Source organism: Streptomyces sp. NPDC014995, assembly GCF_043080745.1.
Lineage (GTDB): Bacteria > Actinomycetota > Actinomycetes > Streptomycetales > Streptomycetaceae > Streptomyces.
Window position 1 is genome coordinate 60,754 of sequence record NZ_JBIBVX010000010.1, and the last position, 23,255, is coordinate 84,008.

22 protein-coding genes are annotated in these 23,255 nt (G+C 72.3%); 11 read left to right on the forward strand and 11 right to left on the reverse strand.

Annotated elements, in window-relative coordinates; all coding sequences use genetic code 11:
* The first annotated feature begins 163 nt into the window (after positions 1–163).
* Complete coding sequence (locus ACF1A1_RS20805) at positions 164–1,825, forward strand: serine/threonine protein kinase (protein ID WP_392001688.1); 1,662 nt, start codon at positions 164–166, stop codon at positions 1,823–1,825.
* Positions 1,826–1,853: 28 nt separating this feature from the next.
* On the opposite strand, the gene ACF1A1_RS20810 is transcribed toward ACF1A1_RS20805, so the two are convergent.
* The gene (locus ACF1A1_RS20810; RefSeq protein WP_392001691.1) at positions 1,854–3,299 is read right to left on the reverse strand and encodes a serine hydrolase domain-containing protein; all 1,446 of its coding nucleotides are present in this window, start codon (positions 3,297–3,299) and stop codon (positions 1,854–1,856) included.
* Positions 3,300–3,394: 95 nt separating this feature from the next.
* Here ACF1A1_RS20810 and ACF1A1_RS20815 point away from each other — a divergent pair, with 95 nt between their 5' ends.
* Together ACF1A1_RS20815 and ACF1A1_RS20820 are read left to right on the forward strand one after the other, a co-directional pair.
* A complete protein-coding gene (locus ACF1A1_RS20815; protein ID WP_392001693.1) occupies positions 3,395–4,366 on the forward strand; it encodes an LLM class F420-dependent oxidoreductase in 972 nt (323 codons plus the stop codon).
* A 132-nt stretch (positions 4,367–4,498) separates the two neighbouring features.
* Positions 4,499–5,545 carry a hypothetical protein gene (locus tag ACF1A1_RS20820; protein ID WP_392001694.1) on the forward strand — a complete coding sequence of 349 codons (1,047 nt, stop codon included), beginning with the start codon at positions 4,499–4,501 and terminating at the stop codon, positions 5,543–5,545.
* Positions 5,546–5,590: 45 nt separating this feature from the next.
* Here the strand turns inward: ACF1A1_RS20820 and ACF1A1_RS20825 are convergent, their stop codons facing one another.
* The 7 genes from ACF1A1_RS20825 to ACF1A1_RS20855 form a co-directional block, all read right to left on the reverse strand.
* Positions 5,591–6,016 (reverse strand): DUF6328 family protein, encoded by a 426-nt coding sequence (locus tag ACF1A1_RS20825; RefSeq protein ID WP_392002008.1) that lies wholly within the window; start codon positions 6,014–6,016, stop codon positions 5,591–5,593.
* 161 nt (positions 6,017–6,177) lie between these two features.
* A complete protein-coding gene (locus ACF1A1_RS20830; protein ID WP_392001696.1) occupies positions 6,178–7,161 on the reverse strand; it encodes an aldo/keto reductase in 984 nt (327 codons plus the stop codon).
* Positions 7,162–7,322: 161 nt separating this feature from the next.
* Positions 7,323–8,186, reverse strand: coding sequence for a tetratricopeptide repeat protein (locus ACF1A1_RS20835; RefSeq protein ID WP_392001698.1), 864 nt, complete (start codon positions 8,184–8,186; stop codon positions 7,323–7,325).
* Entirely contained in the window at positions 8,116–9,480 is a 1,365-nt protein-coding gene (locus tag ACF1A1_RS20840; protein ID WP_392001700.1) for an NB-ARC domain-containing protein, read from the reverse strand. The genes ACF1A1_RS20835 and ACF1A1_RS20840 overlap by 71 nt, the downstream gene beginning before the upstream one ends.
* 220 nt (positions 9,481–9,700) lie before the next feature.
* A complete protein-coding gene (locus ACF1A1_RS20845) occupies positions 9,701–10,372 on the reverse strand; it encodes a TetR family transcriptional regulator (protein ID WP_392002009.1) in 672 nt (223 codons plus the stop codon).
* Between the two features lie 86 nt (positions 10,373–10,458).
* Entirely contained in the window at positions 10,459–11,955 is a 1,497-nt protein-coding gene (locus ACF1A1_RS20850) for an MFS transporter (RefSeq protein ID WP_392001701.1), read from the reverse strand.
* 99 nt (positions 11,956–12,054) lie between these two features.
* Positions 12,055–13,266: an FAD-dependent monooxygenase gene (locus ACF1A1_RS20855; protein WP_392001702.1), complete on the reverse strand. Its 1,212-nt coding sequence runs from the start codon at positions 13,264–13,266 to the stop codon at positions 12,055–12,057.
* A 355-nt stretch (positions 13,267–13,621) separates the two neighbouring features.
* Between ACF1A1_RS20855 and ACF1A1_RS20860 the strand changes: the two genes are divergently transcribed.
* The 3 genes from ACF1A1_RS20860 to ACF1A1_RS20870 all read left to right on the forward strand — a co-directional run bounded on the left by ACF1A1_RS20860 (position 13,622) and on the right by ACF1A1_RS20870 (position 15,437).
* Positions 13,622–14,053 (forward strand): tyrosinase cofactor, encoded by a 432-nt coding sequence (locus tag ACF1A1_RS20860; protein ID WP_392001704.1) that lies wholly within the window; start codon positions 13,622–13,624, stop codon positions 14,051–14,053.
* Positions 14,054–14,085: 32 nt separating this feature from the next.
* Positions 14,086–14,910, forward strand: a complete 825-nt coding sequence (locus tag ACF1A1_RS20865) for a tyrosinase family protein (protein WP_392001706.1) — start codon at positions 14,086–14,088, stop codon at positions 14,908–14,910.
* A 74-nt stretch (positions 14,911–14,984) separates the two neighbouring features.
* Positions 14,985–15,437, forward strand: a complete 453-nt coding sequence (locus ACF1A1_RS20870; RefSeq protein WP_392001708.1) for an SRPBCC family protein — start codon at positions 14,985–14,987, stop codon at positions 15,435–15,437.
* 15 nt (positions 15,438–15,452) lie between these two features.
* Here the strand turns inward: ACF1A1_RS20870 and ACF1A1_RS20875 are convergent, their stop codons facing one another.
* A complete protein-coding gene (locus tag ACF1A1_RS20875) occupies positions 15,453–16,160 on the reverse strand; it encodes a ribonuclease H (RefSeq protein WP_392001709.1) in 708 nt (235 codons plus the stop codon).
* 40 nt (positions 16,161–16,200) lie between these two features.
* Complete coding sequence (locus tag ACF1A1_RS20880; protein ID WP_392001711.1) at positions 16,201–16,998, reverse strand: VOC family protein; 798 nt, start codon at positions 16,996–16,998, stop codon at positions 16,201–16,203.
* Positions 16,999–17,397: 399 nt separating this feature from the next.
* Between ACF1A1_RS20880 and ACF1A1_RS20885 the strand changes: the two genes are divergently transcribed.
* From ACF1A1_RS20885 to ACF1A1_RS20900, 4 genes are all read left to right on the forward strand, one after another.
* A complete protein-coding gene (locus ACF1A1_RS20885) occupies positions 17,398–18,837 on the forward strand; it encodes a family 2B encapsulin nanocompartment shell protein (RefSeq protein WP_392001713.1) in 1,440 nt (479 codons plus the stop codon).
* A gap of 16 nt (positions 18,838–18,853) precedes the next feature.
* Positions 18,854–19,906: a family 2 encapsulin nanocompartment cargo protein terpene cyclase gene (locus ACF1A1_RS20890; protein ID WP_392001715.1), complete on the forward strand. Its 1,053-nt coding sequence runs from the start codon at positions 18,854–18,856 to the stop codon at positions 19,904–19,906.
* Positions 19,907–19,971: 65 nt separating this feature from the next.
* Positions 19,972–20,850, forward strand: a complete 879-nt coding sequence (locus ACF1A1_RS20895) for a geranyl diphosphate 2-C-methyltransferase (RefSeq protein ID WP_392001717.1) — start codon at positions 19,972–19,974, stop codon at positions 20,848–20,850.
* A 96-nt stretch (positions 20,851–20,946) separates the two neighbouring features.
* A complete protein-coding gene (locus ACF1A1_RS20900; protein WP_392001718.1) occupies positions 20,947–21,840 on the forward strand; it encodes an aminoglycoside phosphotransferase family protein in 894 nt (297 codons plus the stop codon).
* A gap of 9 nt (positions 21,841–21,849) precedes the next feature.
* Here the strand turns inward: ACF1A1_RS20900 and ACF1A1_RS20905 are convergent, their stop codons facing one another.
* Positions 21,850–22,332: a VOC family protein gene (locus ACF1A1_RS20905; RefSeq protein WP_392001720.1), complete on the reverse strand. Its 483-nt coding sequence runs from the start codon at positions 22,330–22,332 to the stop codon at positions 21,850–21,852.
* A 269-nt stretch (positions 22,333–22,601) separates the two neighbouring features.
* Here ACF1A1_RS20905 and ACF1A1_RS20910 point away from each other — a divergent pair, with 269 nt between their 5' ends.
* Positions 22,602–23,255 (forward strand): ATP-dependent Clp protease proteolytic subunit, encoded by a 654-nt coding sequence (locus tag ACF1A1_RS20910; protein ID WP_392001721.1) that lies wholly within the window; start codon positions 22,602–22,604, stop codon positions 23,253–23,255.

Sequence of the window (23,255 nt, forward strand, 5' to 3'; positions counted from 1 at the left end):
GGTTACACCGCTGGACCGCCCGAAGTAATTTCTTTTTCTCGCACATATGCTCGCCGTTTTTGAATGAAGGACAGGAATCGTGCCGGAGTTGCGGTTCCTTTGAACGGATCCCCTCACTCCAGCCGTACCACTGCGAAAGGAGAGCTCCGGGGTTCAGCGAGGGATGACCATGGTCAAGGCGCACGTCTCCAGGCACGAGCTGGTCGCCGGGCGGTACCGGCTCCTCGACGTCGTCCACCGGGAGACGAACCGCGTCAGCTGGTACGCCGAGTACGCCGCGGACGGGGCGGACACGCGGCCCTGTCTGGTGACCCGGATCGGGCTGCCCGTCGGGCAGAGCGCGGAGGAGGCGGGGCAGGCCGCGGACCGCGTGCTGCGCATGTCGGAGACGATGGCCCAGGTGTGCCCCGGCCGGGTCGCCGCGGTCCTCGACGCCGTGGCGGACGAGGGCGCCCTGTGGACCGTCACCGAGTGGATCGACGGGCTGCCCCTGGGCCAGCTCCTGGAGCAGAAGGGTGCTTTCAGCCCCGCCCGGACGGCCGCGATCGGGCTGGAGATGCTCGACGTGCTGGAGGCCGCGCACGGGGAGGGCATCACCCATGGCGAGCTGAGTCCGGGCCAGGTGTTCGTGCGGGCGCGCGGGCCGGTCGTCGTGACCGGGTTCGGCCTGGCGGGCGCGACCCTCGCGCCGCGCGTGGCGGCACCCGCGTACGCCTCTCCCGAGCAGGCGCGCGACGAGCGGATCGGGCCGGCGGCCGACCTGTGGGCGCTGGGCGCGTTGCTCTACACGATGGTCGAGGGGCGGCCGCCGTACCGGGACCGGGACCGGCCCGAGACGACGCTGAAAGGCGTGGACCGGCTGCCGCTGCGGACGCCGCTGCGCTCCGGGCCCCTGGGCCCGACCGTGCAGGGGCTGCTGCGCAAGGACTCGCGGGAGCGGCTGACCCGGCCGGTGGTGCGCCAGGCCCTCACCCGCGTCCTCGACGAGGATCCGCACGCGATGGCCGCGCCCCGGATACGGCGGACGTACGCCCTCGCCCGGCTCGTCGGTCCGCGGTGGAGCGGCCGGGCCGTGGCCGCCGGGACGGCGCTGGCCGTCGTCACGGTCGCGGTCGCCGCCCTCGCCGCGACCGGCCGGCTGCCGGGCACCGAGGAGACGTCGTCCGGCGGCGCGCAGGCCCGCCCCTCCGCGTCCCCGACGCCGCCCGGCGACGACGTGGGTGACAGAGTCCCGGACACCCCGGCCCCGGCACCGACCCCGACCGCGTCCACCCCCTCGTCCGCCACCCCGTCACCCCCCGCGGCCGCCTCGCCGCCCCCCTCGCCGACCCCCTCCCCGACGGCCGACGCCGGCGCCCTGCCGGCCGGCTACCGCCTCTACCGCGCGCCCGAGGGCTTCTCCGTCGCCCTCCCCGAGGGCTGGAAGCGGCTGGACACCTCGCGCCCCTCCGACCTCGCCTACCGCGTCACCTTCGGGGCCGACGGCGATCCGCGCAGCCTCGCGGTGACGTACAGCGAACGCGTCGGCCCGGACCCGGTGGCCGTCTGGCGCGACACCGTCGAGCCCGGCCTGCGGCAGCTGTACGGTTTCCGGCGCGTCGGCGCGATCGAGGCGACGACGTACCAGGGGTACGAGGCGGCCGACATGGAGTGGCTCGTCGACGACGACGGCACCAGCGTGCGCACCTTCGGCCGCGGGCTCCTGCTCGGCGGGCACCGCGGCTTCTCGCTGCGCTGGACGACACCCGCCGCGGACTGGAAGAAGGCCGACAACCGGCAGGCCCTGGACACCATCCTGGAGACCTTCCGGCCCGGCTCGGACTGACCGATCGGTCCGGACGGACCGGCCGGGCTCAGACCGCCCGGCGCGGCGCGCGCAGGGTGCGCAGCGGCCCGCCGTGCAGCGGCTCGGTGGCCCAGCGCGCGGTGAACGTCCCCCCGGTGAGGGAGCACGTCACGCGCAGACGGTGCGGGGTCTCCAGGAACAAGATGTCCACGGCGAGGGTGTCGCCGTCGGTCCAGCCGCCGCTCACCGCGGTGGGCACCGGCTCCTCGGCCACGTTCCAGCCGCCGGAACCCGGGCGCAGATCAAGCCGGTGGTCCTCCTCGACGAGGGTCAGCGTCCAGCCGTGCGCGTCCGCCGTGACGGCGGCGCCGGTCAGGCTCGGCCGGTCGGCGCGGACACCGCCGTACGGAGCGAACTCCGCGGCCGACCACTCCCCCGCCCGCTCCGGTGGCGCGGACTTGCCGGCGGCCGGTGGCAGGGCGAGACGGGTCAGGCGGTCGGCGAGGGCCGCGTCGGCGGCCTCCCGGCCGGTCAGCGGCCGCGACCGGAAGGCCGGCAGCAGGTGCTGCCAGACGAGGTTGAGCACGCCCTGCATGTCGGCGGTCGCCCCGGTCATGGCGACGACGGCGTCCTGCTCGGGCAGGACGAGGCAGTACTGGCCGTAGGCCCCGTCGCCGCGGTAGCCGTGCCGGGACCGCCAGAACTGGAAGCCGTATCCCTCGTGCCAGTCCTGCCGGTCGGTGTCTCCCATGGCCCCCGCCGTCGGGACGTGCGCGCGGGTCGCCTCGGTGATCCACTCCCGCGTCAGCAGCCGCTTCCCCGCCCAGACGCCCTCGCGCAGATACAGCTGACCGAGCCGGGCGACGGCGTCCGTGGTGCCGTGCAGGCCGCTGAAGCCCAGCTCGCGGCCGTGCCGGTCGGTCAGCCAGGCGACCTCGCCGATGCCGAGCGGGTCCAGCAGGCGTGGCCGCAGGTACGTGGTGAGCGACTGGCCGGTGACGCGCTGGAGGATCGCGGCGAGGGTGTAGGTGGCGGGCTGGTTGTAGGCGAAGACCGTGCCCGGGTCGCGGTCCGGCGGCAGCAGCAGGAAACCGCGGACGAGTTCGTCCGGGTCGAGCGCACGCGCCCGCTCGAGGGTCTCGGCCTCGTGCCCGCTCGCCATCGACGCCAGGTGCCGCACCCGCATCGCCCGGCTGCGCGGGTCGGTGATGTCGGCCTCGAACTCCGGGAAGTACGAGATCACCGGGTCGTCGAGCCCGATCAGCCCTTCGGCGACGGCGAACCCGGCGGCCGTGGACGTGAAGCTCTTGCTGATCGAGTACAGCAGGTGGAGGCGGTCGGGCGTGTACGGCGCCCACCAGCCGGCGGCGACGACCCGGCCGTGCCGCAGGATCATCAGGCTGTGCGGCTCGATGTGCTCGGCCGCGTCGACGGCGTCGAGGAGAGCGAGGACGCCGCAGGCGTCGACGCCCTGGGCGGACGGGAGGCTCGAAGGCAGCGGACGCACGCTCATGCCCGCATCCTGCCCCGCGGGCCGCGGGGCCATCGCCCCGTTTCGTCCGCCACCGTGGCCGGTTTCCGCTCCGGCCCGTCGGGGACTCGGGGCGCATGGTACGAATCGGATACACGATGATGACCGAACAGGCCGGCCCTCGTGAACTGGTCGACCATGTGGTGCGGGCCGAGGAGGTGGGTTTCGACTTCTCGGTGACGTCGGACCACTACTTCCCGTGGCTGCGTTCGCAGGGCCACGCGCCGTACGCGTGGAGCGTGCTGGGAGCCGCCGCGCAGGCGACGTCCCGCATCCCCCTCATGACGTACGTGACGTGTCCGACCATGCGCTACCACCCGGCGATCGTCGCGCAGAAGGCGGCGACGCTGCAGTTGCTGTCCGAGGGCCGCTTCCGGCTGGGGCTGGGCTCCGGGGAGAACCTCAACGAGCACGTGGTGGGCGGCGGTTGGCCCGCCGTGGACGTACGGCACGAGATGCTCGAGGAGGCCGTGGAGATCATCCGCGCGCTCTTCGAGGGCGGCCATGTGACCCGGCACGGCACGCACTTCGACGTGGAGTCGGCGCGGCTGTGGGACCTGCCCGACGAGCCGCCGCCGATCGGTGTCGCCGTCTCCGGGGAGCAGTCCTGCAAGCTCGCGGGACGGCTCGCCGATCTGGTGATCGCCACCGAGCCCAAGTCCGGTCTGCTGGAGGCGTTCGACCGGCACGGCGGGACGGGTAAGCCGCGCGTGGGACAGCTCCCGGTCTGTTACGACGCCGACCGGGACACGGCCGTGAAGCGGGCGCACGCGCAGTTCCGCTGGTTCGGCAGCGGCTGGAAGGTGAACTCCGAACTGCCGCACCCGGACTCCTTCGAGTCGGCGACCCAGTTCGTGACACCCGGCGACGTGGCCTCCTCGATCCCCTGCGGCGACGACCCGGACGACTTCGTCGAGGCCGTACGGCCGTACGCCGAGGCCGGGTTCACGGAGATCGCCCTGGTGCAGATCGGCGGCGACTCCCAGCCGGCGTTTCTGGACTGGTCGGAGAAGACGCTGCTGCCCGCGCTGCGGGACGCCCTCGGCTGACGGGCGCGCGCCGCACCGCACGCGGGTCTGTCACGGTGTCGCCAGGGGCGCCGATAGGCTGCCGGCGCCGGTCCGCACTCGCGCGGTGCCGGCCTTCGGCCACCCACCGCAGTCCGCAGAGGAGAGTCGTCCGTGTCCCTGGCGATCGACCCGTCCGAGACGTCCACCGAGACGTCCGCCGAGGGAGCCCCCGCTCCCCTGTCCGACCTCGTGGCGCGCGACGCGCGCGAGTTCGGCGTGTACGCGCGGACCGGCGGGTGGGCCTTCGGGCTGATGGTGGCGCGCAGCGTCCGGCCGGGCGGGCAGGGCGCGGACGAGACGCCGAAGGTGTCGGCGAAGGAGTTCGCCGGGCTCGCCGACTGCTCCCCCGAGCGCGTCATGCGCTACTACAAGGCGTGGGACCGGGCCGCCGACGACGGTCTCGTCCCGCACTTCGAGGAGCTGGCGCCGGGCCAGGAGGTGGAGCTGCCGGACGCGGACGTGTGGCTGGCGTACTACGCCTCCCGTTCCAGCGCCGCCTCCGAGCGCGGGGCGGCGATCGCCGAGGCCGCCGAGGCGGAGGGCATCCGGCCGACGAAGGCGCTGGAGGTCGCGGAGAACCCCACCGCCCTGCGCGCCGCGATCCTCGCCGACCCCTCGACCGCCCGCGCGGCCCGCGCCGCCCTCCTGGACCGCGTCAAGGAGGACCCGGAACTCCAGACCGAGCTGGCCCGCGACGTCGTGCGCACCGACGACCTGAAGAAGGCCGTCGCCAGCGAGAGCCGCTCGGCCGACCGGATCGGCTACGTCCGCCAGATCGCCGAGTCCGGGCGGATCAGGACCCCGGCCGGGCAGACCGTCGACGCGCCCGCCGAGCTGCGCCGGGAGGCCGAGCGGCACCTGTCGCTCATCGACGAGCTGGACGAGGGCGAGGACGCCGGCGAGTGGGCGACCGAGGCGTACGACACGCTGAAGAGCCTCGTCGTGGAGACCGTGGAGGCCGATCCCGAGCTGCGGGTCCAGGAGCGGCGCACGAAGTTCTACAGCAGCCTCCAGAAGGCGACGAAGGCGTTCGAGGAACTGACCTTCGACGACGCCCAGGACTTCTACGAGGACGACATGGTCCAGCAGTTGGAGGAGCTCCGGCAGGCCATCGGCAGCTGCATCACGGCGCTGCGGGGCACACGCGGGGCGGACTGAGCGGGGACCCGCGCGGCGCGCTGAGCGCGCCCGGCGTCACCGACGTCAGCGCGCCGTGTAGCGGTGCCGGGTCCACAGCGGCACCCCGAACCAGAACACCAGGTACCAGACGACCACCGCGGCGACCAGATAGGGAACGTAGTCGTCGTGTGTGGCCACCCGCAGGATGAGCAGGAGGGCCGAGGTCATGGTGGCGAGCAGCAGCACCAGTCCGATGAAGGTCATCCGGGAGGCCCACCTGACCGCCTGCGGTTTCACCCGCCGCCCGGAGACCAGCCGGTGCAGGGAGACGGGGCCGATGAGGGCGCCGGTCGCGCAGGCGCCCAGGACGACGGTCATGATGTAGATGCCCTGGTCCGCTGTGTCGAGGTCCGCGTACCGGGGGGTGAACACGACCGTGAGGAGGAAGCCGAAGAGGATCTGGACACCCGTCTGGGCGACGCGGACCTCCTGGATCAGCTCCCCCCACATGCGGTCCGCGCGCTCCTCCTCGGTCTCGTTGCGACCTCTGCGCCGTTCGGCCGCCGCTGCCGTGCCTGCCACCTGTCCTCCCCGGTTCGAGTGACTGTTCGGTCTTCTCTCCCGGCGAGTACCCCGTGAGCGGCGTTTTCTTCCCCGCCGCCGGGGTCCGGCTACCAGCGTCCCTCGACCTGCTCCTTGATCCTTTGCTCGTACAGGTTCCCGATCGCCGTCAGCGTCTCGTCGGAGAGGTCCGGCAGCCTGGCGGCGGCCGCGTTGGCGCGGGCCTGCTCGGGTGAGCGGGCGCCGGGGATCACGGTGGTGACGCCGGGCTGCTGGATGATCCAGCGCAGTGCCAGCTGGGCCGGGGTGTACCCCTCGGGGGCGAGGGCGGAGAACTCGGCGGCGGCCTCGACGCCGGTGGCGTAGTCGACGCCGGAGAAGGTCTCGCCCTGGTCGAAGGACTCGCCGTGCCGGTTGTAGGTGCGGTGGTCGTTCTCCGGGAAGACGGTGTCCTTGGTGTACTTGCCGGACAGCAGGCCGGAGGCGAGCGGGACGCGGGCGATGATGCCGACGCCGGCCTCCCGGGCCGCGGGAAGCACCTCGTACAGGGGCTTCATGCGGAAGGGGTTGAGGATGATCTGCACGCTGGCCACGCCCGGCCGGGCGATCGCGGTGAGGGCCTCGGCGCAGGTCTCCACGCTGACGCCGTAGTGGGCGATGCGCTCCTCCTCCACCAGGGTGTCGAGGGCGTCGAACACCTCGTCGCTGGAGTAGACGGGGGTGGGCGGGCAGTGCAGCTGCACGAGGTCGATGCGGTCGACGCCGAGGTTGCGGCGGGAGCGGTCGTTCCAGGCGCGGAAGTTGTCCAGGACGTAGTTCTCGGGGATCTGCTCGACGCGGCGGCCCATCTTGGTGGCGACCAGCACGTGCAGGTCGGGGCGGCCGCTCAGGAACGTGGCGATGGTCTGTTCGCTGCGTCCGTCGCCGTACACGTCGGCGGTGTCGAAGAAGGTCACCCCCGACTCGGCCGCCGCCTCCAGAACCGCCAGGGCTTCCTTGTCGTCGACGTCGCCCCAGTCGGCACCCAGCTGCCAGGTGCCGAGACCGACGACGGATGCGTGTTGACCAGACCTACCGAATGCGCGCTCGTCCATGGCGTCAGTCTGTCATTCGTCCCGGCCCCGCGCGGAACCGGCCGTTCCTTACCGCCACCTGTGCATCTTTCACCCGCGGGAGTGACGATGTTCGACAGTTCCCCGGCCCGGGTCCAACGGCCCCTGGCGTGAGCCCGTGACTGATCGTTCAGCGAGCCCTGTCAATGGTGGTGTCCGTAGACGGCCTCGGTCGTTCCCGCCCGGGCACACGCCTCGGCGGCCTGGGCCCGGGCGTCCGCCGCCTCCTCCTGCCGGCCGGTGTTCTCCAGGGCGCGGGCCAGGTTGTTCGCCGTGAGCACGGTGGCATACCAGTTGTCGTACTCCTGGCGGATGCGCAGCGACGCCCGGAAGGCGGTGACGGACTCCTCCGCTCGGCCTTCCGCGTGCAGGGCGCAGCCGAGGCTGTTGAGCGAGTCCCCGTGGAAGATGCGGTCCGTCTCCCGGTGCAGCACGCAGGCGCGGCGGAACGCGGCGGCGGCCTCGGGGTGGCGGCCCGCCGCGTCGAGGGCGAGACCGAGGTTGTGCCAGGCGCGTCCTTCGTTCCACCGGTCGCCGAGGGCTCGGAAGCGGTCTCGGGCTCGGACGTGCGTGGCCAGGGCCGGCTCGAGCTGTCCGGACCGGCGCTGGGCCAGCCCGAGGTTGTTCCAGGCCAGGCCTTCTCCGGTCGGGTCCGCGACGCGACGGAACAGCTCGGCCGCGTGGGTGAGCGGCTCGACGGCCTCGACGGGGCGTTCGGCCCGCAGGAGTGCGTTGCCGAGGTGATTGCAGACGGTTGCCTCGGCTCGCTCGTCCCTCATCCGCCGGGTGAGAGCACGGGCGGTCTGGCTGACGGCGACCCAGTCCTCGAAGAAGCGGCGCCAGCGCAGGTACTCGGCCAGGTGCAGCGCGAGGCCGACACCGGCCTCCGGGTCGTCCTCGTCCGGCCACTGCACGGCGGCCACGAGGTTGGCGTGCTCACTGTCGAACCAGGCCAGCGCGGCACTCCTGCGGGCGATCGCGGCAGCCTGGGGGGCACGGGCCGGCACCGGGCGGTGCAGAAGGTCGAACCGTGCGGCCTGCGCGCGGTAGTGGTGCCGTAATCGCGCGCGGGCCTCCCGCCCCGCCGCGGTGAGACGGGTGTCGGACGCGGCGCGGGTGGTGGCGTGGCCCGCGTACGAGATCGTGCATGTGCCAGCGCACGGGCGACTCGTCACGCGGCTGTTCCAGGGTCACCAGGTGGGCCTGGGCCAGATCCTCCAGGATGTCGAGTGCCGCCGGCTTCCCGAGGCCGGTGGCGACCGCCGCGGTGTCCGTGCCGTAGTCCACGCAGGGGACCTGCGCCAGGAGGCACAGCGCACGGGCCCGGTCCGGGGCGAGGCGACGCACGGACGCCTCGAGGACCGGGGACAGGGCCAGCGGTCTGCCGTACTGGTCCACGCCCCGGCTGGAGAGGGTGGCCGCACGGTCGGTGCGTGTCCGCAGCTCTTCGACGAGTGAGGCCACGCGGCCGCGTGACCTGCGGTGACGCAACAGGGCGGCCGCGATCTGCAGGGCCAGGGGCAGGTGCCCGCACAGCCGCGTCAGTTCACGGACCGCATCCGCCTCTCGCTGCGGCCGGTCGTCCTCGACCTCGCGCAGACGCAGCGCCCCCTCGATGAGCGCGGCCGATTCCTCGGGGCGCAGCGGGCTCAGGACCAGCTCACGGGCGGGCAGGGACTCGTGCGACTCCCGCGAGGTGAAGACGACCCGGTGGGCGTCGCCGCCCGGCAGGAGCAGCGGCAACTGGCCGGGCTCGCAGACATTGTCGAACACCAGCAGCACCCGCTTGCCCTGGTCGGCGAGGAGGGCGAGACGGCTGCGGTAGAGGCGGTACTGGTCGACTTCGTCCGAGGGCAGTTGGATGCCGCCGACTCCGAGGGCGTGCAGCAGTGATGTGACGGCCTGTGCGGGCGTGCGCGGGGTGTCGTCGTATCCCGCGAGGTCGAGGAAGAGGGCGCCGCCGGTGAACCAGCCGTTGCCCTGCGCGATGTGCGCCGCCTGGAGCGCGAGTGCCGTCTTGCCGATGCCGCCCAGTCCGGTCACGGACCACAGGGCGGGGGTCCTGGGGGCCGGTGTGCCGTCGGGCGGACGCAGTCCGCCGAGCAGCGCGGTGAGTTCACGGTCCCGGCCGGTGAACCCCGCCGGGGGCGCGGGCAGATCGGACAGCGCGGTGGCCGGCGTATGGTCGCAACCGTTGTAGACCGCCACCGGGCCGTGGAACTGTCCGCCCCGGAAGTCGATGTGATCGCGGTACCGGTGAGGGGCGGCGGTGCTGTCCTCTCCTGCTCCTCCTGGCTCCACCCGCTCCTCCCTTCCCGGTGGCACAGGCCCGGCGCGGGCGGTTTCAGGGCGCTTCACGGTAGGGCATGACGGGTCGTCACGGGACGGGTTTCGGCGTTTCCGGCAGGGCCTCGGCCCGAGGCAGGGCAGTCAGCGCACGCGTGCGGGGAAGGCGGTCGGTGCGTCGTGGGTCGTGCGCCGTGCGTCGTGCGTCGAGCCTCGTACGTCGTGCGCACACGGCCTACGGCGTGAGGTGGGCCTGCACCGTCGGCCCGTAACGGTCGGTGATCTGCTCGACCGGGGTCTCCCGCAGTTCGGGGCCGCGGGCGATGCCGAACATCACGCCGAGGCCGAGCAGGGTGGCGACGGCGAGTTCGGCGCGCAGGCCCGCGTCGGGGCCGGTGAGGCGGGCGGCGAGGCGTTCGGTGACCTGGGCGCGGAAGTTGGCGCGCAGGATGTCGCCGTGCTCGCCGTGCAGCGGAGCGAACGCGATCCGCAGCAGGGGGTCGGCACCGCGCTCGCGCTGGCTCAGCAGCACGTGCCGGACCATGTGGCCGCCCAGTTCCTCCAGCGGGGCGTCCAGCAGGGCGTCGGCGTCCTCCTCGAAGGACATCACACGCGCGAAGAGGGCGTCCTTGTTGCCGAAGTACTTCAGCACCAGCGGGGCGCTCACCCCGGCGCGTTCCGCGACGGCCTTGAGGGTGATGTCGGCGTGCGCGTGGCGGGCCAGGAGGTGCCGGGCGGCGCGCAGTATGGCCTCCTTGGTCGCCTCGGCGTCACGGCGGCCGGGCCCGGCACCCTGAGCGGTGGCGGGCCGCGCGGTGGCGCCTATGGCGGTGGCGTCCTTCGCCGTGGCGTCCTTCGCCGTGGCGTCCTTCGCCGTGCCGCTGTTCGCGGTGGCGGGCTTCGCCATGCCGTCGTTCGCCATGCCGTCCTTCGCCATGCCGTCGTTTCCCTCGGCCGGGGACGGAGGGGTGCCGGGTGGGGTACTCACGGCACTCATGCTCCCTCCCTCGCTCCGTCCTCGACGGACCGGGTCCGGGCATCGGCCCGCCGTGGGCCCTCGGGCTCGGGGCCGCCGGGGATCGTCAGCGCCACCGCGCACGCCGCCAGGGCCACCGCGCCCGCGACGCCGAACGCCAGCAGGTAGCCGTGGAGCGTCGGCACCGGTGTACCGCCGACGAGGCCGGTGTGGTGCACGAGGACCGCGGCGACGACGGCGCTGGAGGTGGCCTGCCCGATCGTGCGCATGAGGACGTTGACACCGTTCGCGGAGGCGGTCTGGTCGGCCGGGGCCGCCCGCAGGATCAGCGCGGGCAGCGCCGAGTAGGCGAGGGTGGTCCCGATCGCCACCACCGCGGCCCCCACCATGATCATCCAGAGTTCGTGGCTGTCGGCGATGCGCACGGCGTATCCGGCGGCGATGACGGCGGCGCCGAGGGCGAGGGTGACACGGGGGCCGCGGACCTCGGAGATACGGGCGGAGAGCGGGGAGAAGAGCAGCATGCTGATGCCGCCCGGCAGCAGGCACAGGCCGGTCTGGGCGATGGAGAGTCCGAGTCCGTAGCCGCTGGCCTCGGGCGCCTGGACCAGCTGGGCGGTCACCAGCGAGTTCGCGTAGAAGGCGAAGCCCGTGAGGAGCGCGGCCACGTGGGAGAGGCCGACGCGGGGGCGCGACACCAGCCGCAGGTCCACCAGGGGCTCGGGGGTGCGCAGTTGCCGCCTCCCCCACAGGGTCAGGACGACGACGGCGCCGAGGAACAGGCTCAGGACCGGGACGCTCCCCCAGCCCCACTGGCCACCCTGGGACACCGCCAGGAGCAGGCAGATCAGCCCGGCCGCCAGTCCCGTCGCGCCCGTGACGTCGAACCGCCCGGGCCGGCGCACCGGCGACTCCGGCACCGCCCACCGGATCAGCGCGACACCGGTCATCCCGAGGACGGCGGTCACCCAGAACATCACGTGCCAGTTGGCGTACTGCACGACCAGCGCCGCGGCCGGCAGCCCGAGCGCGGCGCCGATCCCGACCGTGGAGCTCATCAGTGCCACCGCCGATCCCCGGCGCTGCGGCGGGAGTTCGTCGCGCAGGATGCTGATCGACAGCGGGACGACGGAGTAGGCCGCGCCCTGGAGGACGCGGGCCGTGATCAGTACACCGATCTCGGAGGTCAGGGCGCAGATCACCGAACCGAGGGCCATCAGGCCGAACGAGAGCAGCAGGACCCGCCGCTTGCCGTACATGTCCCCGGCGCGGCCGAGGACGGGGGTGAGGACGGCGCCGGACAACAGGGACGCCGTCACCGTCCAGGAGACCGCCCCCGCCGAGGCGCCGGTCAGGCGGGGCAGATCGGGCAGCAGCGGTACGACGACGGTCTGCATGACGGCCATGAGGGTGCCGCAGTACGCCAGGACCGGGATGGCGAGGCGGGCCCGCAGGCCACCGGCGCGCCTGCTCGGGGCGCGTGTGGGAGGGGGTATCGGAGCGGGTGACGCCATGGGCACTCCAGCGGCCGAGCGGGGGAGAAAAGGAGGGTGAATGGCAATTCACCCTAACGGTGAATTGCCATTCACCCAAACCCTCGGCGTCCGTACGGGTTACTCGCGTGAGGTCAGGGCCCGCGCGTGCGCGGTCCGCGCGAGCTTCGGACCGAGCCAGCGTTTGACCCGGCGCAGCGCCTCGAGCTGTCCCGCCGCCCGGTCGAGCCGGTAGTAGAGCTGGGGCGGGACGTACGGCAGCAGGGGCGAGTGGCGCTGGCCGAGCAGGGCGAACATCCGCTCCGGGGGCAGGTCGATGTACCGGGTCAGGTTCTCGTACCACTGGGCGCTGAAGCGGGCGGCGCTCTGCGGGGAGAGGAGGGCCGCCTTGCGTTCGCGTTCGTAGCGTGCGAGGGCGCGCGGCAGGTCGGCGCACTCCCGCAGGGCGTCGGCCAGCGCGAAGGCGTCCTCCAGGGCGAGGGTGGTGCCGGCGCCGATGGAGTAGTGGGTGGTGTGGGCGGCGTCGCCGAGGAGGACGAGGCGGTCGCGGTACCAGGTGCGGTTGGTGAGGGTGCGGAAGGTCAGCCACTGGGCGCCGCCGTCGGCGGACGCGCGGCCGATCAGGGGACGGCCGTCGAGGACGTGCGCGAAGAGCTTCTCCAGGTGGGCGAGCCCGTCGGCCTCGCTCGCCCGGTCCAGGCCGAGTCCGGCGAAGGTCTCGGGGGCGCACTCGATGACGCAGGTGCTCCGCTCGGAGCTGAAGGGGTAGCCGTAGCACCAGATCCACCCGTGGTCGGTCTCCACGAACGCGAAGGTGAAGGAGTCGAAGACCTGGGTGGTGCCGAGCCAGACGTAGGGGTTGCGGCCCGCCGTGAGGTCGGTGCCGAAGTGTCCGGCGTGGTGGGAGCGCAGGGCGCTGTGGACGCCGTCGGCCGCCACGAGGAGGTCGGCGTCGGGCGGGTCCTCGGCGGTGACGCCGTGCTCGAACTCCAGGCGTACGCCGAGGGCGCGGGCGCGGTCGGCGAGGATCTCGAGCAGCCTGTGCCGGCCGATGCCGTGGCCGACGTCGCCGGGCCGGCGGGTCGACAGGTCCCGTACGTGCGCGACGCCCTGGTTCCAGCGGACGGAGCTGTCCTCGACGGCCCGCGCGGACTCGGGGTCGCGCGCGTGGAGTTGGTCGAGGAGGCCGCGCCAGTAGGTGACGCCCCAGCCGTAGGTCGAGCCCTCCGGATTGCGCTCGTAGACGGTGATGTCGTGGGAGGGGTCCTGCCGTTTGAGCAGGATCGAGAGATACAGGCCGGCGGGCCCGCCGCCGACGCAGGCGACTTTCACGCACACCCCTAAATGTGACGAAGAGTGGACAATTGAGCACGGAGGGTAGTAGTCGGCAGAGCCGGTCGAAGTCGGTCCGCAGCCCCGATTTCGTCACTTTCTCCACGTGAGTCACAGCACCGACACGGCGGCACCGCGCGAAAAGCCACCGAAAGGACCGCTCCCACGGAAAGGAATTGCCCGTTCCGGGCTCCCCGGACCTCCGGAGCGGCAAGATCATCTTCGTTAAAGATTGCACGACATGTAATTAATTGTCCGGATCACAGCCAACCACTTCTTCGGGATTTCTCCCGTTCTTCCACCGGCCGATAGGCATGCGGGGTCGTCAACCGAACGAACCCCCAGGAGGTCCCGCATGCCGGAACTCAGCCGTCGTCGTGCGCTCACCGCCGCGGCCGCCCTCGCCACGGCCGCCGGCACCCAGGCCGTCGCCGCCCCCGCCGCCCGGGCCGACGACCACCACCCCTCCCCCGCTCCCCCCGGCGGCTCCCCCGCCCCCTTCGACGAGGTCTACAAGGGCCGCCGAATACAGGGCCGACCGACGGCCGGTGGCGGTCATCACGGCGGTGGTCACCACGGGGACGGCCACAACGCGGGCGGTCACCAGGGCACCGGATACGCCGTGTTCGTCGACGGCGTGGAACTGCACGTCATGCGCAATGCCGACGGCAGCTGGATCAGCGTGGTGAGTCACTACGACCCGGTACCCACCCCGCGGGCCGCCGCCCGCGCAGCGGTCGACGAGCTGCGGGGCGCCCGGCTGCTGCCCTTCCCCGCCGCCAACTGACCCCCGTACACGCACACCTGGAGCATCCGCACATGACCGTCCGCAAGAACCAGGCTTCCCTCACCGCCGACGAGAAGCGGCGCTTCGTCGCCGCCGTCCTCGAACTCAAGCGCAGCGGCCGCTACGACGCCTTCGTCACCACGCACAACGCTTTCATCCTCGGCGACACCGACAACGGCGAGCGCACCGGCCACCGTTCGCCGTCCTTCCTGCCCTGGCACCGCAGATTCCTGCTGGAGTTCGAGCGGGCCCTGCAGTCGGTGGACGCCTCGGTGGCACTGCCGTACTGGGACTGGTCCGTGGACCGGACCACGCGGTCCGCGCTGTGGGCGCCGGACTTCCTGGGCGGCACCGGGCGCAGCCTGGACGGCCGGGTGATGGACGGGCCGTTCGCCGCGTCCACCGGGAACTGGCCGATCAGTGTGCGCGTCGACGGGCGGACGTATCTGCGGCGGGCGCTGGGCGCGAGCGTCCGCGAGCTGCCGACACGGGCCGAGGTGGAGTCGGTGCTGGCGATGGCGACGTACGACATGGCGCCCTGGAACAGCGCCTCGGACGGCTTCCGCAACCATCTGGAGGGGTGGCGGGGCGTCAACCTGCACAACCGGGTCCACGTCTGGGTCGGCGGTCAGATGGCCACCGGGGTCTCGCCCAACGACCCGGTGTTCTGGCTGCATCACGCCTACATCGACAAGCTGTGGGCCGAGTGGCAGCGGCGGCACCCGGGGTCCGCGTACCTCCCGGCCGCGGGGACGCCGAACGTGGTCGACCTCGACGAGACCATGAAGCCCTGGAACGACACGACCCCGGCCGCCCTCCTCGACCACACCGCGCACTACACCTTCGACACCGACTGACGGGGGCGCGGTTCGCCGCGCAGGTCAGGGGTACCCGAGCGGCGTACCCGAACAGAGCGAAGGAGGAGACGACCGTGACGCAGGTCGAGGAATCCATTGAGGTCGAGGTCCCCGTGCACACGGCCTACAACCAGTGGACGCAGTTCGAGACGTTCCCCGAGTTCATGAGCGGGGTGGAGCGCATCGAGCAGCGCACCGACACGCTCACGCACTGGGTCACGGACGTGAACGGCGTGCACCGCGAGTTCGACGCCGAGATCACCGAGCAGATCCCGGACGAGCGGGTCGCCTGGACGACGGTCGCCGGTGAGGCCCGGCAGTCGGGCGTGGTGACCTTCCACCGCCTCGACGACGACCACACCAAGGTGATGCTCCAGATGGACTTCGAGCCGGAGGGCATCACGGAGACCGTCGCCGACAAGCTGGGATTCGTGAAGCGGCAGACCAAGGGAGACCTCAAGCGCTTCAAGGAGTTCATCGAGGAGCGCGGCCGCGAGACCGGCGGCTGGCGCGGCGTGGTCACCTGACCGGCGCCGCCACGGTCACCCGGCGGCCGCCGTACGGCACTCCGGGTGGCCCCAGCCCTGATCGTTCTTGGCGATCGGCTCCCCGGCCGCGTACGGGCGTCCGCACACACAGCGGCCGGGGAACTTTGCCTTGATCGTGCGGGCCGACGAACCACCGGACCGTCGGGGCGACGTGCCCCCGGCGGTCCGGCGTCGTGCGCCCGCGGCCGGCGGAGTGTCGGGCGAGGGCGGCGGCTCGGGTGAGCCGAGGGCGCTGCCCGCGGGCTGCTGGACGCTCGCCGCCTGGCTGGCGGCCCGGTCGGCGAAGTCGTTGAGCCGGTCGCCGTCGACCTGGTGGGCGGGTACGTAACGGAAGTCGACCGTGCGGCCGTCGAGCAGCTCGTCGATGCGCACGACCAGCTCCTGGTTGGCGACCGGCTTGCCGGCGGAGGTCTTCCAGCCGTTGCGCTTCCAGCCGGGCAGCCAGGTGGTGACGGCCTTCATCGCGTACTGCGAGTCCATGCGGATCTCGAGCGGCACGTCCGGGTCGACGGCCGCCAACAGGCGCTCCAGCGCGGTGAGTTCGGCGACGTTGTTGGTGGCCCTGCCGAGCGGTCCGGCCTCCCAGCGGGCCGGGGCCTCGCTGTCGTCGGAGATCACCCAGGCCCAGCCGGCCGGTCCCGGGTTTCCCTTCGAAGCCCCGTCGCACGCGGCCACCACACGTTCACGCATGCACACGATCATGCCATGCCCGACGGCGCGCTCGGCACGGACCGGGAAGGGGTTAGGAGACGTCGGTGGTCTTCGGCATCTCGCCCTCGGTGGTGGTGACGTCGATCACCGAGAAGTTCGCGCCCTGCGGGTCGGTGAGGGCGGCGAACCGGCCGAACGGGGTGCCCATCGGCCCGAACCGCAGGGTGGCGCCGAGCTTGGTGGCCTTGGCGACGGCGTCGTCGCAGTCGGGCACGGTGAAGTACACGTTGATGTAGGAGGGGACCTCGGGCGGGAAGTCGTCCGTCATCGTCATCCGGCCCAGCAGGGCGCGGTCGCCCAGGTCGTAGAGGCGGAAGTCGACCGCCTCGTCCTCCATCTGCTTCTGCCCGTAGCCGAAGACGGCGGCGAAGAACGTGTCGGCCTTCCCGGGCTCGCGGGTGAAGACCTCGGCCCAGGCGTAGGCGCCGGGGGTGCCCATCGCCTCGAACCCCTCGCGGGTACCGGCCTGCCACACGCCGAACACCGCGCCGCTGGGCTCGCGGGCCAGGCACATGGTGCCGAAGTCGGCGACCGGCATCGGCTCCATCAGGATGTCGCCGCCGTTCTCACGGATCCTCGCGGCGGTGGCGGCGGTGTCCCCGGAGGCCAGGTACAGGCACCAGGCGGACGGGCCCTCCTGGCCGGGCATGGGAGGGACGACGGCGGCGACCGCCTTGCCGTCCGCGTAGGCCAGGGTGTAGTTGCCGTACTCCGGCGACGACTCGCCGAAGGTCCAGCCGAGGACGTCGCCGTAGAAGGTCTTCGCCCCCTCGATGTCGCTGAACATCGCGTCGGCCCAACACGGGGCTCCCTCAGGTTGCACGGCCATGACGGCGGCCCTTCCGACGATGATGGATTGTCCGGTTCCTCACGCTAGTCACCCGTGGCCCGCCCCGCGCGCCGAACGCTCCCTCCCCACCCCCGAGCCGTTACGGAGGGTGATGGATCCCCGTTTCCACGGCTGCCCCACGGGCGTGCGGGAGCACCCGGCGACAGCGGACGCGCACTGGGGCTGTCCTGCGCCTCAGCCGACAGGTTTGTGCGTCGGCAGCGCGGAAACCGCCCCTCTCGCGCCGTATCCCGACCGTCACGCAGGGTGCTTGGCTGTTCCCGCGCATCTCCGACCCGATCCGCGATCCGCGATCCGCGATCCGCGATCCGCGATCCGCGATCCGCGATCCGCACCGACTCTTCCGCTCACCCCTGTGCACCGCTCCTGGGAGGGAATGTGTCCACACCGGACAGCGCCACCGGTCCCGCCACCGACGAACCCGCACCCGATCCGGCCGGCCGTCCGCTCACCAGCCTCGGCACCCGGGCGGCGCGCCGGCTCGCCACCACCACCAAGACCGAACCCCAGATGCAGGCCATCAGCTCGCGCTGGCTGCTGCGGATGCTGCCCTGGGTGGACGTCAGGGGCGGCACCTACCGCGTCAACCGGCGTCTCCAGCTACGGATCGGCCGGGGCCGGGTGCAGTTCGAGCAGAACGGCGCGGACGACGTCCGGGTCGTCCCGGAGACCCTCACCGAGCTGCCGGTCCTGCGCGGCTACCCCGACATCGACGTCCTCCGCGAGATCGCCGGCCGCTTCGGGGTGCGGGAGGTCCGGGCCGGGCAGGTCCTCTTCCAGGCCGGTCAGCCCGTGACGGAGGCCTACCTCGTCGCCCACGGCCGGTTCACCCGCTTCACCACCGGCGAGTACGGGGACGAGGAGATCATCGGGGTCGTCTCCGGCGGGGACCAGCTCGGCGACGAGGCCGTGGGGCAGGACGACCCGCTGTGGCTCAGCTCGGTGCGCGCGGAGACCTCGGGCGTCGTGCTGGCACTCCCCTGGGACGTGCTGCGCGAGTTCCTGGGGCGGGTGCCGTCCCTCGCGGCGCACCTCGAGGACTACGTCCGACGGCAGCGGCTGCCGATGAACCGCAAGGGCGAGGCCGATGTGCCGGTGCAGGCCGGCCACACCGGCGAGCCGACGCTGTCGGCCGGTTTCGTCGACTACGACCTCTCGCCCCGCGAGTACGAGTTGTCCCTCACCCAGACCGTGCTGCGCGTCCACACCCGCGTCGCCGACCTCTACAACCACCCCATGGACCAGACCGAGCAGCAACTGCGGCTGACGATCGAGGAGATCCGCGAGCGGCAGGAGTGGGAGCTCGTCAACAACCGTGAGTTCGGGCTGCTGCACAACACCGACTACGGGCAGCGCGTGAGCACCCTCACCGGCCCGCCGACCCCCGACGACATGGACGAACTGCTGTCGATGCGGCGGAAAACCAAGCTCTTCCTCGCCCATCCCAAAGCCATCGCGGCCTTCTTCCGGCAGTGCAACCGGCGCGGTCTGGTGCCGGGCACGGCGACCGTCGAAGGGCACGAGATTCCCGCCTGGCGCGGAGTGCCCGTCTTCCCCTGCAACAAGATCCCGATCAGCCCGCAGCACACCAGCAGCATCATCGCGCTGCGCACCGGCGAGGCCGACCAGGGCGTCGTCGGCCTGTACCAGACGGGCATCCCCGAGGAGTTCCAGCCCGGCCTGAACGTGCGGTTCATGGGCATCGACGCCAACTCGATCATCCGCTACCTGGTGACCGCCTACTACTCGATGGCCGTCCTCGTCCCCGACGCGGCCGGAATCCTGGAGAACGTGCAGATCGGCCGGACGGCCGAGTGACCGCGGGGAGTTCGCGATGAGCACGCCGCCGAACACCGGGAGCGCGCTGCCGGGGCCGCCCAGCCCCGCCCGCGGTGTGCGGACGAGGCGAGGCGGGGCGATCCCCGGGCTGCGGTACCGGTCCGTCGGCCCGGCCGACCCGGTTAAGGCCGCGGAGGTCGACCGCAGGCTGGAGGTCTGGGCGCGCGGCCTCGACCTGTTCCCGGCGGCCTGGCGGGGCGACTTCGCGGGGTTCCAGTTCGGGCGGGCCGTGGTGCTCCAGCATCCGGGCGCGGCCGATCTCGAGCGGCTGACCGTGGCCGGCAAGCTGCTGCTGGCCGAGAACTGCGTCGACAGCTGCTACTGCGAGGAGGACGAGGGCCGGGGCGCCTCCCGCAGCGGCCTCGGCGGACGGCTGGTCATGGCCCAGTCCGCGCTCGACCCGTACCACGGCACGCCCGAGCTGGAGGAGGAGTGGCGCCGCGGGGTGCGGGCCGACGGGCCGCTGCGCTCGTACCACTGGGCCCTGAAGGACTACGCCGTCCTCGCCACGCCCAGTCAGACCGACCGGTTCGTGCACGACATCGCCCGGCTGCACCTGGGCTACCTCGCCGAGGCGGCCTGGGCGGAGACCCGCCATGTGCCGCGCGTGTGGGAGTACCTGGTGATGCGGCAGTTCAACAACTTTCGTCCGTGTCTGTCGATCGTCGACGCGGTCGACGGCTACGAACTGCCCGCGGCCCTCTACGCCCGCCCGGAGATCCAGCGGGTCACGGCGCTCGCCTGCAACGCCACCACCATCGTCAACGACCTGTACTCCTTCACCAAGGAGCTGGCCGGCGACCCGGCCCACCTCAACCTGCCGCAGGTCGTCGCCGCCAACGAGCGGTGCGGACTGAAGACCGCCTACCTCAGGTCCGTCGAGATCCACAACCGGATCATGGAGACGTTCGAGGAGGAGGCCGCCCTGCTCGCCGCGACCTCCCCCCTGGTCGAGCGCTACGTCCGAGGCCTGTCCGACTGGGTGGCCGGCAACCACGAGTGGCACGCCACCAACTCCCACCGCTACCACCTGCCCGACTACTGGTGAGCACCGACCCTCTGGCACCCACTCTCCGACAGACCGTCATGCCCAGCACCACGGAGGAGCCACCGTTGACCACAGCCCACGACGCCGGCACCAGGACCGCACCGGTGCCGACCCAGTCCACGTACCAGAACCGCGTCGCGGACTACTGGAACGCCGAGGAGAACCCGGTCAACCTCGAACTCGGCAGGATCGACGACCTCTACCACCACCACTACGGCGTCGGTGACGCCGACTGGTCCGTGCTCGACGAGCCCGACCCCGACCTGCGGCGCGAGCGGATCACCGCGGAGCTGCACCGGCTGGAACACGCCCAGGCCGAACTCCTCGCCACACGGCTCGGCCCCCTCTCCCCCGCCGACCGGGTCTTCGACGCCGGATGCGGGCGAGGCGGTGGCAGCGTGGTGGCGCACCTGCGCTACGGCTGCCACGCGGACGGCGTGACGATCTCCGCGAAGCAGGCCGAGTTCGCGAACGACCAGGCCCGCCGGCGGGGCATCGACCACAAGGTGCGCTACCACCATCGCAACATGCTCGACACCGGCCTGCCGACCGGCGCGTACACCGCGTCGTGGAACAACGAGTCCACCATGTACGTCGAGCTGGACCTGCTGTTCGCCGAGCACGCCCGGCTGCTGCGCCGCGGCGGCCGGTACGTGGTGATCACCGGCTGCTACAACGACACCTACGGTCAGGCCTCGCGCGAGGTGTCGCTCATCAACGCCCATTACATCTGCGACATCCATCCGCGCTCCGCGTACTTCCGCGCGCTGGCCCGCCATCGGCTCGTCCCGGTGCACGTGGAGGACCTCACCGACATCGCGCTCCCCTACTGGGAGCTGCGCAGCCGGGCCGACCACCTGGCCACCGGCATCGAGGAGACGTTCCTGACCGCCTACAGGAACGGCAGCTTCCAGTACCTGCTGATCGCCGCCGACCGCGTCTGAGGGGCACGGGCGATCACCGAGCCGGTCGCGGGCCCGGGCCGAGCGCGCCCCGAATTCGTTGGACAGCGGGCGCGTCGAGTACCTGGAATGGGCCGCATGTGTGCCGTGAAGATGCGTCCGGACGAGGTCGACGTCGACGTCCCGCTGGTGCGGCGGATGGTCGCCGCGCAGTTCCCGCGGTGGGCGTCGCTGCCGGTGGAGCGGCTGGCGTCCGCCGGGACGGAGAACGCGATGTTCCGGCTCGGGGGCGACAAGGTGGTGCGGCTGCCCCGGCACCCCGGCGCCGTGGAGAGCGTGGCCCACGAGCAGCACTGGCTGGCCCGGCTGGGCCCTCGGCTGTCCGTCGCCGCGCCCGTGCCGCTGGAGCGGGGCCGGCCCGGCGAGGGGTACCCCTGGCCGTGGTCCGTCTACCGGTGGCTGGAGGGCCGTAACCCGGTGGCGGGTGCCGTGGCGAGGCCCGCGGAACTGGCGGCGGACCTGGGGGCGTTCGTCGTCGAGCTGCGCGGGCTCGACGCGCTGGACGGGCCGCGGTGTCACCGGGGTGTGCCCTTGGCGGAGCGGGACCCGTTCACCCGCTCGGCCATCGCCCAGTTGGAGGGACGGATCGACACCGACGCGGTGACCGCCCTGTGGGAGGAGGCGCTGCGCGTTCCGGGCCGTACGGCGCCGCCGGTGTGGGCGCACGGCGATCTGTCGCCGATGAACGTGCTGGTCGAGGACGGCAGGCTCACAGCGGTGATCGACTTCGGCAGCGTGGGCGTGGGCGACCCGGCCGTCGACCTCATCGTGGCCTGGAACCTGCTGCCGGCGTCGGCCCGCGCCCTCTTCCGGGAGACGGTGGGCGCGGACGACGCCGAGTGGGCGCGCGGCCGGGGCTGGGCGCTGTCGATCGCGTTGATCGCGCTGCCGTTCTACTGGGAGACCAATCCGCCGCTCGCGGAGAACTCCCGGCATGTGATCAAGGAGATCCTGGCCGAGCCGGGCTGGTGACGGAGGGCGCTACCGCCCGTCGTAGGCCTTCCGCAGGGCGGCGATGTCGAGCTTGCCCATGGAGAGCATGGCCTTGGTGGCGCGGGCGGCCTTCTTCTGGTCGGGGTCGGTGACCATCTCGATGAGCACGCGGGGGACGACCTGCCAGGACACTCCGTACTTGTCCTTGAGCCAGCCGCAGGGGCCGGGCCGGCCGCCGCCCTCGGTGAGCTTGTTCCAGTAGTGGTCGACCTCCTCCTGGTCGGCGCAGTCGATCTGGAAGGAGATCGCCTCGTTGAAGGTGAACTGCGGGCCGCCGTTCAGCGCGACGAACTTCTGGCCGTTCGCCGTGAAGTCCACGGTGACCACGGAGCCGGCGGGGCCCGGTCCGGCCTCCGTGTAGCGGGCGACGTCGCCGACGCTGGAGTTCTTGAAGACCGACACGTAGAAGTGGGCGGCCTCCTCCGCCTGGCCGTCGAACCAGAGGCAGGTGGTGAATCCGTCGGTGGTCATGGTTCCTCCTGGGGCGCAAACGCGAGCGTGGAACGCGGTCATCAGTGTCGACCGGCGCGCGCCCCGGAACTCATCGCCCACGGCGGAGATCCATTCGGATGGCCCTGACACCGGACCGAACCGGCATCCGGGAGTGGGCGCACCTGGTGAGCGCTCTGCCCTCGGCGAATCTGCCGAGGGCAGGGAATCCCACCGCGGGGCCGGACAGGGGCCGATGGTGGAGGGAGCGCGGTGAGCGACGCCGCGTCCCGCCTCGACAAGGAGCGCCCATGCCCCCACTCACCTCCGGCCTCGCGCCGGGCCTGCTGCCCCGGGCCGAGGAGGGCGACACCCCTCCCTCCCGCTTCGACGACCACCTCGCGGCCCAACTGCTCGGCCAGCGGATCGTCCTCCTCGGCACCCAGGTCGACGAGGTCTCCGCGAACCGGGTGTGCGCACAGCTGCTGATCCTGTCCGCGGAGGACCCGCGCACCGACATCGCCCTGTACATCAACAGCCCGGGCGGGTCGGTCCACGCGGGCCTCGCCATCTACGACACGATGCGGCTGATCCCGAACGACGTCTCGACGCTCGCCATGGGATTCGCGGCCAGCATGGGCCAGTTCCTGCTCGGCGTCGGCGCGCCCGGCAAGCGGTACGCGCTGCCGAACGCGCGGATCATGATGCACCAGCCGTCGGCCGGGATCGGCGGCACCACGGCCGACATCGAGATCCAGGCCGAGAACCTGGAGTTCACCAAGCGGACCATCGAGCGGATCACCGCCGAGCACACCGGTCAGAGCCCGGAGACCATCTCCCGGGACGGCGACCGCGACCGCTGGTTCACGGCCGAGGAGGCCAAGGAGTACGGCATGGTGGACCGGGTCGTGGAGTCGCTGGCCGACGTCCGCCCGGCCGCCTCCGGGCGACGGATGGGGCTGTGA